Annotated in this window: 8 protein-coding genes; 4 read left to right on the forward strand and 4 right to left on the reverse strand. The window is 68.4% G+C overall.

The genetic code is table 11. The annotated features are described in order from the left end of the window. Positions 1 to 759 precede the first annotated feature (759 nt). Entirely contained in the window at positions 760 to 1,107 is a 348-nt protein-coding gene (locus tag IE173_RS15325; RefSeq protein WP_191284400.1) for an endonuclease domain-containing protein, read from the forward strand. 75 nt (positions 1,108 to 1,182) lie between these two features. Here the strand turns inward: IE173_RS15325 and ndk are convergent, their stop codons facing one another. Genes ndk through ileS form a run of 4 tightly spaced genes read right to left on the reverse strand, consistent with a single transcriptional unit; the run spans position 1,183 to position 6,549 of the window. Beyond that, entirely contained in the window at positions 1,183 to 1,605 is a 423-nt protein-coding gene (gene ndk / locus IE173_RS15330; protein ID WP_191284401.1) for a nucleoside-diphosphate kinase, read from the reverse strand. Continuing rightward, complete coding sequence (locus tag IE173_RS15335; RefSeq protein WP_191284402.1) at positions 1,602 to 2,021, reverse strand: DUF4233 domain-containing protein; 420 nt, start codon at positions 2,019 to 2,021, stop codon at positions 1,602 to 1,604. Before IE173_RS15335 ends, ndk begins: the two co-directional genes overlap by 4 nt. After that, the gene (locus tag IE173_RS15340) at positions 2,018 to 3,376 is read right to left on the reverse strand and encodes a bifunctional folylpolyglutamate synthase/dihydrofolate synthase (RefSeq protein ID WP_191284403.1); all 1,359 of its coding nucleotides are present in this window, start codon (positions 3,374 to 3,376) and stop codon (positions 2,018 to 2,020) included. Before IE173_RS15340 ends, IE173_RS15335 begins: the two co-directional genes overlap by 4 nt. Beyond that, positions 3,373 to 6,549 (reverse strand): isoleucine--tRNA ligase, encoded by a 3,177-nt coding sequence (gene ileS / locus IE173_RS15345; protein WP_191284404.1) that lies wholly within the window; start codon positions 6,547 to 6,549, stop codon positions 3,373 to 3,375. Before ileS ends, IE173_RS15340 begins: the two co-directional genes overlap by 4 nt. A 382-nt stretch (positions 6,550 to 6,931) precedes the next feature. Between ileS and IE173_RS15350 the strand changes: the two genes are divergently transcribed. From IE173_RS15350 to IE173_RS15360, 3 genes are all read left to right on the forward strand, one after another. Further along, a complete protein-coding gene (locus tag IE173_RS15350) occupies positions 6,932 to 7,759 on the forward strand; it encodes a hypothetical protein (RefSeq protein ID WP_191284405.1) in 828 nt (275 codons plus the stop codon). An 84-nt stretch (positions 7,760 to 7,843) separates the two neighbouring features. Next, on the forward strand, positions 7,844 to 8,887 hold the full coding sequence (locus tag IE173_RS15355) for a BTAD domain-containing putative transcriptional regulator (RefSeq protein ID WP_268248923.1): 1,044 nt from the start codon (positions 7,844 to 7,846) through the stop codon (positions 8,885 to 8,887). Between the two features lie 39 nt (positions 8,888 to 8,926). Then, positions 8,927 to 10,234 (forward strand): MFS transporter, encoded by a 1,308-nt coding sequence (locus IE173_RS15360; RefSeq protein ID WP_229842154.1) that lies wholly within the window; start codon positions 8,927 to 8,929, stop codon positions 10,232 to 10,234. Positions 10,235 to 10,362: the final 128 nt, after the last annotated feature.

Here is a 10,362-nt window from a genome sequence, read left to right on the forward strand (position 1 = left end):
CGTCGCCCAGGAACTCAACGGCCGACCACGCAAAACGCTCGGCTGGAATACCCCAGCCGAGCGTCTGCGTGATCTACTGACAACCACATAGGCCATCACGTGTTGCGAGGACCCTTAGAAACCGCCCTTCACAGGAAGGGGCTCTTTCGGGCATTCACACATCTGAGAGCGGCCCGAAAGACGCGCGACTCGGTGCCCGCAGCATGTGGCATGCCTCATGCGCCAAAGCAGCTCCCCCCGAGCCTCGATCCGGCGTTCCTCGTCGCGGATGCCCGAGCTGCTGGCGTCACGCCGAAGCGACTCCGGAGTGGCGACCTCGACCGCCGAGTCCATGGAGTCAGAACGCCCGCCGGTGAACTGGATGATCTCGAGGCACGATGCCGCGCGTTTGCGCTCCGCCTCCCGCCCCAGGCGTTCTTCAGCCACTCGACCGCTGCGCGACTGCTGGGCGCGCCGATCCCGTGGCCGCTTGAGCGTCTGACCGCCCTTCATGTCACGGTCGAAGCGCCGTCGCGAGCACCTCATGCCCGCGGGCTCATCGGTCACAGCAGGCAAATCGCGCTCGGCGACATCCGAGAGCTGCCTAACGGGCTAAGAGTCAGCTCGCCTGCTCGGATGTGGTGCGAGATGGGTGGCGCTCTTGATCTCCCCGACCTCGTCGCGGTAGCCGACTTCCTCATCCATCGTCGTCGGCGACTGGCTTCAGCCGCGGACCTCGGCCAGCGCCTCGGAGTCGGTGACCGCATCTCGCGGTCTCGCTTGCTCACTCCGGCGCTCGAGCTGGCCGACGACCGATCCGAGTCGCGGCCGGAGTCTCGGCTGCGGGTGTGCTGTGTGCGTGCCGGACTTCCGACCCCGGCGGCCAACTATGAGGTGACTGATGTCGTGACGGGCCGTGGCTTCCGGCTCGACCTCGCCTGGGCGGAGCTGATGTTCGCAATCGAGTACCAGGGCGACCATCACCGAACTGCCGAGCAATGGCGCCGAGACATGACCCGCCGAGAGCAACTCAGGCTGGCGGGATGGACGATTCTCGAACTCAATGCGGATGACCTGCGGGACGTCGACGCGTTGATCCAGCGGATTCGCTCGGCAATCGCCCGCTGAGATTCGTGATTGCCCAGAATGGCCCTTTCGCGTCGGGCGCGAGGGGCCATTCTGGGCAAATAGCCGAAGGTGACGTCAGGAAGCGGGGAACCAGAGGGCGAGCTCGCGGGCGGCCGACTCGGGTGAGTCGGAGCCGTGCACGAGGTTCTGCTGCACCTTGAGACCCCAGTCGCGGCCGAAGTCGCCGCGGATGGTGCCGGGGGCGGCGAGCGTCGGGTCGGTCGTGCCGGCGAGGGAACGGAACCCTTCGATCACGCGGTTGCCGGCGACGCGCATCGCGACGACGGGGCCTGACTCCATGAACTCCACGAGCGGCTCGTAGAACGGCTTGCCCTCGTGCTCGGCGTAGTGCGCGGCGAGCAGTTCCCGCGACGGCTGCACCATGCGCAGGTCGACGAGCGAGTAGCCCTTCGCCTCGATGCGACGCAGGATCTCGCCCGTCAGGTTGCGGGCCACCCCATCCGGCTTGACCAGCACCAGGGTTTCTTCGACGCTCACGCGCTCTCTCCTTCTGCGGCGATGTGCCGCGACTCTTCGATGCGCCGCGCGCGCACCAGACACCACACCCACAGAACCGCGAACACGGCTCCGACGACGAACATCGCTCCGACCAGGAATCCCGACGCGATGAGCACCCCCTGCAGCACCCCACCGAGCACCACCCCGACGGCGAACCGCTGCAGCAGGGCGACGACGACGAACACGACGATCGCGGCGAACCCGGCGGCGATGACGACGGGGGTCGGGATGTCGGTGAGCCCGTTGATCGCAAGGGTTGCGAAGAACAGCACCACCGCTTCGAGCACGAGCACGATCGACAGCAGCGTCTCGGTCACGCCGCGCTCGCGTCGCGGTCGTCGGGGGCGCCCGGTCACGGGCGACGTCTCGTCGGGATCGGGGGTGGCGTCGCTCACGGCTTCCACCCTCCGGATTCGGCGAGCGCGAGGGCTTCGCCGACGAGGGTGATCGACCCGGTGATGAGCACCGCGCGGCTCGGCCCGGCGACCGCCCAGGCCCGGGCCGCATCCACCGCTTCGGAGAGTTCGTCGAAACGCAGCACCGACTCCTCGGGGGCGACGGTGAGCGCGACCTCGGCGAGTTCATCGACGGGCGTCGCGCGGTCGGAGTGCGAGCGCGTGACGTGGAACCGGTCGGCGATGGAGCCGAGTTCGGCGAACACGCCGTGGGCGTCCTTGTCGCCGAGAACCGCGATGACGACCGCGATCTGCTCGAAGTCGAAGTATTCGGTCATCGCCCCCGCGAGAGCCTTCGCTCCGTGCGGATTGTGGGCGGCATCCACGAAGACGGTGGGCTCGACGCCGATCAGCTGCAGCCGACCCGGGGAGGTCGCGGTCGACAGCCCTTCGGCGAGCACGTCGGGGCTGAGCGCGACGGTGCCCCCGCCGAGGAACGACTCGACGGCGGCGATCGCGACGGCGGCGTTCTGCCCCTGGTAGTCGCCGTAGAGCGGCAGGAACAGCTCCTCGTACCGCGCCGCCCGGCCGCGAACGGTGATGACCTGGCCCCCGACGGCGACGGTCGTCGATTCGAGCGCGAAGTCGCGCATCTCGACGACCATCGACGCTTCGTCGTGCGCGGCCGCCTCGGTGAGCTCGTCGAGAGCGTCGAGCGTCTGCATCGCGGTCACGACGGTCGCCGCGGGCTTGATGATGCCGGCCTTGGTGCGGGCGATCTCGGCGACGGTGTTGCCGAGGCGGGCTTGGTGATCGAGGGCGATCGGGGTGAACACGGCGACCTGGCCGTCGGCGACATTGGTGGAGTCCCACTCGCCGCCCATGCCGACTTCGAGCACCATGACATCCACCGGGGCGTCGGCGAAGATCGCGAAGCCCAGCACGGTGAGCGCCTCGAAGTACGACAGCGCCTCCTCGCCGTCGGCGACGAGTTCGGCGTCGACGATCGCCAGGTAGGGGGCGATGTCGCGCCAGTTGCGCACCAGCGCCTCGTTGGACACCGGTAACCCGTCGATCACGATGCGCTCGTTGACCCGCACCAGGTGCGGCGAGGTGAGCAACCCGGTCTTCAGCCCGGCCGCACGCAGGATCGCCTCGATCATGCGGGACGTCGACGTCTTGCCGTTCGTGCCGGTGATGTGGATGACCGGCGCCGAGCGCTGCGGATCGCCGAGCAACTCGCACGCCTTGCGCGTCGGCTCGAGCCGCGGCTGCGGGGCGGCCTCGCCGATGCGCACGAGCAGTTCGGCGTAGACCTCGTCGGCTTCCGCCTGGAACTCTTCGTCGTCGCTCACGCTCGCTCCAGTTGGATCGTGACCGCGGAACCCTCGCCGACGGCCGTCGCCCCATTCTCCCCCGTGAGGGTCGCGAGCATCGTCGCGAGAACCTCCCCGGAGATGAGCTCGCGATGGGCCTCGATCGCCGCGACCGCCGCGTCGTTGCCCACGATCGTGAGCACGATGCGGTCCGACACGTCGAGCGCGGCATCCTTGCGGGCCTGCTGAACGGCACGGATGACGTCGCGTGCGAGCCCTTCGGCCTCCAGCTCGGGCGTGACCGCGGTGTCCAGCACCACGAATCCGCCGTCGCCGAGGAACGCGACCGCGGCATCCGGATCGGCGGTGGCGAGCACCAGGTCGTACTCGGATGCCTGGAGCGCGGTGCCGTCGACGATCACGATGTCGCCTTCCGTCATCCACACCCCCGCCTTGGCGGCCTGGATGACGCGCTGCACGTCTTTGCCGAGCCGCGGGCCGAGCGCCCGGGCGTTGACGGTGAGCCGTCGCTCGATGCCGTACTCGGCGAGACTCGACTCGCGCACCGGCTCCAGGTCGACGGCGCGCACGTTGAGTTCGTCGGCGAGGATGTCGACGAACGGCTCGAGCGCCGCCGGGTCGGCCGACACGACGGTGAGCCGGGCGAGCGGAAGCCGCACCCGCAGCTTCTGCGCCTTGCGCAGGGCGAGGCCGGCGGAAGCGATCTCGCGCACCCGGTCCATCGCCGCGACCAGCTCGTGATCGGCCGGGAACTCGGATGCGTCCGGCCAGTTCTCGAGGTGCACGCTGCGTCCGCCGGTGAGACCCTTCCAGATCTCCTCGGTGACGAGCGGCAGCAGCGGAGCCGCCATGCGGGTCACGGTCTCCAGCACGGTGTACAGCGTGTCGAAGGCATCCCGGTCGGTGCCGTCCCAGAACCGGTCGCGCGACCGGCGCACGTACCAGTTGGTGAGCACGTCGCCGAAGTCGCGCAGCGCCTGGGCGGCGAACGGGCTGTCGAGCTGGTCGAGGTGGGATGTCACCTGCTCGAGCACCTCGCGGGTCTTCGCGAGGATGTACCGGTCGAGCACGTTCTGCGACGACGTCGACCGTTTCGCCTCCACCCCCGCGCTGTTCGCGTACAACGTGAAGAAGTAGTACGTCGACCACAGCGGCAGCAGCAGCTCGCGCACCCCGCTGCGGATGCCCTCCTCGGTGACGACGAGGTTGCCGCCACGGATGACCGACGACGACATGAGGAACCACCGCATGGCGTCGGCGCCGTCGCGGTCGAACACCTCGTTCACGTCGGGGTAGTTGCGTAGCGACTTCGACATCTTCTGCCCGTCGTTGCCGAGCACGATGCCGTGGCTGATCACGTTCGAGAAGGCCGGCCGGTCGAACAGCGCCGTCGCGAGCACGTGCATGAGGTAGAACCAGCCACGGGTCTGCCCGATGTACTCGACGATGAAGTCGGCCGGGTTGTGGCTGTCGAACCACTCGTGGTTCTCGAACGGATAGTGCACCTGCGCGAACGGCATCGACCCGGAGTCGAACCACACGTCGAGCACATCCGGGATGCGGCGCATCGTCGAGGCCCCCGTGGGGTCGTCGGGGTTGGGCCGCACCAGGTCGTCGATGTACGGCCGGTGCAGGTCGACCTCCCCGTCGGGGTTGCGCGGCAGGGTGCCGAAGTCGGCTTCCAGCTCGGCAAGCGACCCGTAGACGTCGACGCGCGGGTAGGCGGGGTCATCGCTCTTCCACACCGGGATCGGCGAACCCCAGTAGCGGTTGCGCGAGATCGACCAGTCGCGGGCGCCTTCGAGCCACTTGCCGAACTGGCCGTCTTTGACGTTCTCGGGAACCCAGGTGATCTGCTGGTTGAGTTCCAGCATCCGGTCTTTGATCTCGGTCACCCGCACGAACCACGACGACACCGCCTTGTAGATGAGCGGGTTGCGGCAGCGCCAGCAGTGCGGATACGAGTGCTCGTACGACCTCAGCTGCAACAGCCGCCCGTCGGCACGCAGCTTCTGCACGAGCACCGGGTTCGCCTCGAACACCTGAAGGCCGGCGACCTCCGCCACCGCGGGCAGGAACCGCCCGGCATCGTCGACCGAGAGGATCACCGGGATGCCGGCCGCGGCGCAGGTCACCTGGTCGTCTTCGCCGTACGCGGGGGCCTGGTGCACGATTCCGGTGCCCTCACCGGTGGCGACGTAGTCGGCGACGAGGATGCGCCACGCGTCGCCCATCCCCTCGGCGTCCGCGTAGTAGTCCCAGAGGCGGTCGTACTGGATGTCGGCGAGCTCCGCCCCGGCGAACGTGCGGTTCACGGCCGCGACGGCATCCGCCGCCGAGGAGTAGCCCAGCTCCTTCGCGTAGGCGCCGATGGTGTCGGCGGCGAGGAGGTACTCCGAGACGCCGTCGCCGGAGGGGACGACGGCGTACGACACCTCGGGGCCGACGGCGAGCGCGGCGTTGGTCGGGAGGGTCCACGGGGTCGTCGTCCAGGCGAGCGCCTTCACGCCGGTGAGCCCGAGGGCTTCGGCCTTCTCGCCGACCAGGGGGAAGGTGACGGTGACCGACTGGTCTTGCCGCATCTTGTAGACGTCGTCGTCCATGCGCAGCTCGTGGTTGCTGAGCGGGGTCTGGTCGCGCCAGCAGTACGGCAGCACCCGGTAGCCCTCATAGGCGAGGCCCTTCTTGTGCAACTCCGAGAACGCCCACACGACGCTCTCCATGAAGGTCACGTCGAGTGTCTTGTAGTCGTTCTCGAAGTCGACCCAGCGGGCCTGACGGGTGACGTACTCCTCCCACTCCTTCGTGTAGGTCAGCACGCTCGATCGCGCGGTCTCGTTGAACGCTGCGATGCCCATCTCTTCGATCTGGCTCTTGTCGGTGATGCCGAGCTGGCGCTCGGCCTCGAGCTCGGCGGGCAGCCCGTGCGTGTCCCAGCCGAAGCGGCGGTGCACCTGCTTGCCGCGCATCGTCTGGAAACGCGGGAACAGGTCTTTCGCGTACCCGGTGAGCAGGTGGCCGTAGTGCGGCAGGCCATTGGCGAACGGCGGGCCGTCGTAGAACACCCACTCCTGGCATCCCTCGCGGTTCGCGACGGAGGCGCGGAAGGTGTCGTCCTTCTTCCAGAACGCGAGGATGCCGCGCTCGATCTCCGGAAAGTCGGGAGACGACGGGATCGATGGATACGGCATATGTTGCTCCTCGCGAAGGGGTGTTCACTTCGCGAGGACGACGCCTGCCCACCGGGCAGGAACCGCGGTACCACCTCGCTTGCGCATCCCACGGATGCGCCTCTCACACAGGCTGTGACGGGCCCGCCCGCTCGGTTCTACTCCCCAGTTTCCTGAGTTTCTTCCGAGAACTCCCCGGTGATGCCGGATCGCAGTCGATGCGGTTGAGCTTATGGGATTCTGCGCGCCGACGCCGCCGGGGCAGACAGACCTGTCCCACGGCGGTCACAGTCCCGTCACGGCCCCGTCACGCCGACCGAGGATTCTGACCCCAGTAGGGGGAATCATGAAGCGAAACACACGAAGAGCCGGCTCTGCCGGGACGGGGGCGGGGCATCGGGGGATGCGTCGCGCCCTGGCGATCGTCGCGACAGCGGCGCTCGCCCTGCTGTTCTCGACCGTCGGGTCGGCACCACAGGCGGCGGAAGCCGCACCGTACGCCCACTGCGACAGCCTGTTCAACACTCCCGGCCTCGGCATGGACTGCACGGTCACGATCGTCAACAACCTCGATCTGGCGACCGGGGTCACCAGTTCGACGACGACGTTCACCGAGTGCAGCGGCGCGGCCAACACCGCGCTGACCTGCATCGGCCCGACGACGGTGTCGTCGACGGAACTCGTCACCAGCGTGTCGCAGTGCAACTCGTCGCTCGACGGCGGGGGCGGTTCGATGCACTGTTCGGTGCACATCACCAACAACATCGTCGGTGACGCCACGGCCATCGGCGCGACGGTCAACCAGTGCAACGACTCTCTGGGCGGCGGCGGCACGGTGTTGCGCGCCTGCGATCCCGACCCGGCGATCACCAGCGGTGCCGCGATCGACCAGTGCAACAACTCCGCCAACGAGGGCGGGGCTTCGATGACGTGCCTGGTGACCGCCGGATCGACGACGTCGACCGCGCTGTACGTGACCGTCTCGCAGTGCAACTTCTCGGCCAACGGTGGGGGTGCGCTGATCGTCTGCACAACGGAGATGACGACCAACATCACAGCCGCGGCCGTGGCGCCTCCCCTCGATGAGGTCGCCGGGGAGGCGCTCGCCCCGACGGGTTCGGTCATGGATTCCTGGATCACGATCGCGACTGTTCTGCTCGTCGCGCTCGGAGCGTCGCTCATCGTCGGCACCCGACTCGTGCGCCGATCCTCGGGGCTCCCCGGGGCGTAGCCGGCCAGGGCACGGTCGTCGGGGGACGTCCGTGCCCTGCGCGTATGCTGAGCATCCCCATCCGGTGAGGGGGTGCACAGCATCATGCAATTCGAACGGTGGAGCCTTCCCCTCATGGGCGAAGCGCTCCTGCGCGGGTCAACGCGCCGCGACGAGTTCCTGTCGTTCCTCGGCATCGCGCCTGAGCTGCTGGATTCGCGACTCGCGGCACTCGTCGAGGCAGGCATCCTGTCGGTGGAGACCGCCGCCGACGGCGTCGAGCATTACGTGCCCACCGAGAAGGGGCGCGGCCTCGAGGCGGCGATCCGGGCCCTCGACGAGTGGAGCCGTGCCTGGGACCCGCTGTCGACCGACGACCTGCTCGACATCGTCGACGTCGTCGCCGCGCGCGAGACGAACGACCCGCTGCTGGAGGCACCGGTGGCTCCGGGGGCGATCAGGATGTCGGTGCTCGAGACCTTCGACCTGCGGGTCGACGGGGTCCCGATCGACCTCTCCCCCGGATCCCAGCGGTTGCTGGTCTTCCTGGCCCTTCGCGACCGCGCCATCGCCCGCATCGCGCTTGCCGGCACGATGTGGCCGGACGTCTCGGAGGGCCGCGCCGGCGATAGCTTGCGATCGGCGATCGCGCGACTCGAAGCACCGGCGCGTGCCGCGATCCGATCGTCGTCGACCGGCCTGCGCCTCGCCGAGGGGGTGGCGATCGACCTGCACGATGCGCAGACCCTCGCCCACCGCCTGATCTACGGAGGCGAGCTGCACGACGGCGACCTGAGCACGGAGTCGATCGCCACGCTGTCGCGCGAGCTGCTGCCCGACTGGTACGACGACTGGGTGCTGCCCGAGGCCGAGGACTGGCGCTACCTCCGCGTGAACGCCCTCGAAGCACTCGCGGGGCAGCTGCTCGACGCCGGTCTTCTCGGCGAAGCGACCACCGCGGCACGTGCCGCGATGCGGGTCGATCCGTTGCGGGAGAGCCCCCAGGCGACCCTCATCCGGGTTCAACTCGCGATGGGCAACTCGGCGGCCGCGATGGACGTCTTCGACCGCTATCGCACCATCCTGGGCGCCGCGGTCGGGCTCCCTCCGACGAAGCAGCTCGCCGACCTGGTCGGCATCGAGCGCTGAGCCAGCACCGCACGCCACCCATCGTTAGGCTCACGGATCGTGACCACCACCACGCCTCCCGCAGCCGGCCCCGTCAAAGTCCGCAACCCGATCAAGGTGCTGTGGGCATCCCTCGTCGGCACGTCGCTCGAGTCCTACGACTTCTACGTGTTCTCGTACCTCAGCGCGTTCTTCCTCGGACCGCTGTTCTTCGAGCCGCTCGGAGTGTTCGGCGGCACCCTCGCCGCGTTCCTGACGAACGCGCTCGGCTTCGTCGCCCGGCCGCTCGGCGCGATCGTCTTCGGCCACCTCGGTGATCGCATCGGGCGACGGATGACGCTCATCCTCACGATCACGATCATGGGTGTCGCGACCGGGCTCATCGGCCTGCTGCCCGACTACGCGACCGCCGGATTCCTCGGGGCCGCACTGCTAGTCACGCTGCGCCTCATCCAGGGCTTCTCACTCGGCGGCGAATGGGGCGGCGCGATCCTGCTCGCCACCGAGTCGGCCGACGTGAAGAAGCACGGGTTCTACGCCGCCTTCCCGCAGCTCGGCTCGCCGATCGGCTCGATCCTCACCGCGGCGCTCTACCTGTCGCTGCCGCTGCTGCTGAGCACCGACGACCTGCTGTCGTGGGGCTGGCGCATCCCGTTCCTCATCGCGTTCCCGTTGCTCGCCGTGTCGCTCTGGTTGCGGTTCAAGATCGACGAGACGCCGGTCTTCACGGCGCTCGTCGAGAAGCAGCAGCGCGAACGGGTGCCGCTGGCGGTCGTGTTCCGCACCAAGCCGGTCGCCCTCATCCTCGGGGTCGGGGCGGCGCTGCTCGGCATCGGCTCGTACTCGCTGATGAACACTTACACGCTCAACTACGGCGCGGCTCAGCTCGGATACGACTACACGCAGCTCCTCACCGCGACGACGATCGGCGCGCTGCTGCAGCTCGTCACCATCCCGCTGTTCGGCGCGTGGGCGAATCGCATCGGCTCGGCGCGGGTCGTGCTGATCGGCGCGATCGGCACTCTGCTCGTCGCGTTCCCGATCTACTTCCTGCTGCAGAGCGCCTCGTTCGAGGTGCTCGTGGGCATGATGATCGTCGGCGGCATCCTGCCCACGATGGCCTGGGCCGCCCTCGGCGGACTGCTCTCGGAGCTGTTCGGCGCGCGCATCCGCTACTCGGGCATCTCCTTCGCCTACGCCATCGCGGCGATCATCAGCGGCTTCGTTCTGCCTCTCACCCTCACCTTCGGCGAGGCTGTCGACTACGCCTGGTGGCATCCCGGCGTCGTGCTCGCCGCGATGTCGCTCATCACCGCCGCGAGCGCCTTCTTCGCGGCCCGTCGGGTGGAGCCGATCGAGGCGCTCTAGGTGTACCCGGTCGCACCGTTGGTGACACGGAGGTAGGGAAAAGGCCTCCATTCTGAGTGGTGTCTAACGTCACTCGAAGGAAGGCCTTTTCGTGGTCCACCGTAACGCGAGGCTGGCTGAGGCCGGTC

Source organism: Pseudolysinimonas yzui (assembly GCF_014653215.1).
Taxonomy (GTDB): Bacteria; Actinomycetota; Actinomycetes; order Actinomycetales; family Microbacteriaceae; genus Pseudolysinimonas_A; species Pseudolysinimonas_A yzui.

Bases quoted from the DNA above. Each gene is read 5' to 3' on its own strand.
- ileS (WP_191284404.1), bottom strand. From the start codon at position 6,549: ATGCCGTATCCATCGATCCCGTCGTCTCCCGACTTTCCGGAGATCGAG.
- IE173_RS15355 (WP_268248923.1), top strand. From the start codon at position 7,844: ATGCAATTCGAACGGTGGAGCCTTCCCCTCATGGGCGAAGCGCTCCTG.
- IE173_RS15350 (WP_191284405.1), top strand. From the start codon at position 6,932: ATGCGTCGCGCCCTGGCGATCGTCGCGACAGCGGCGCTCGCCCTGCTG.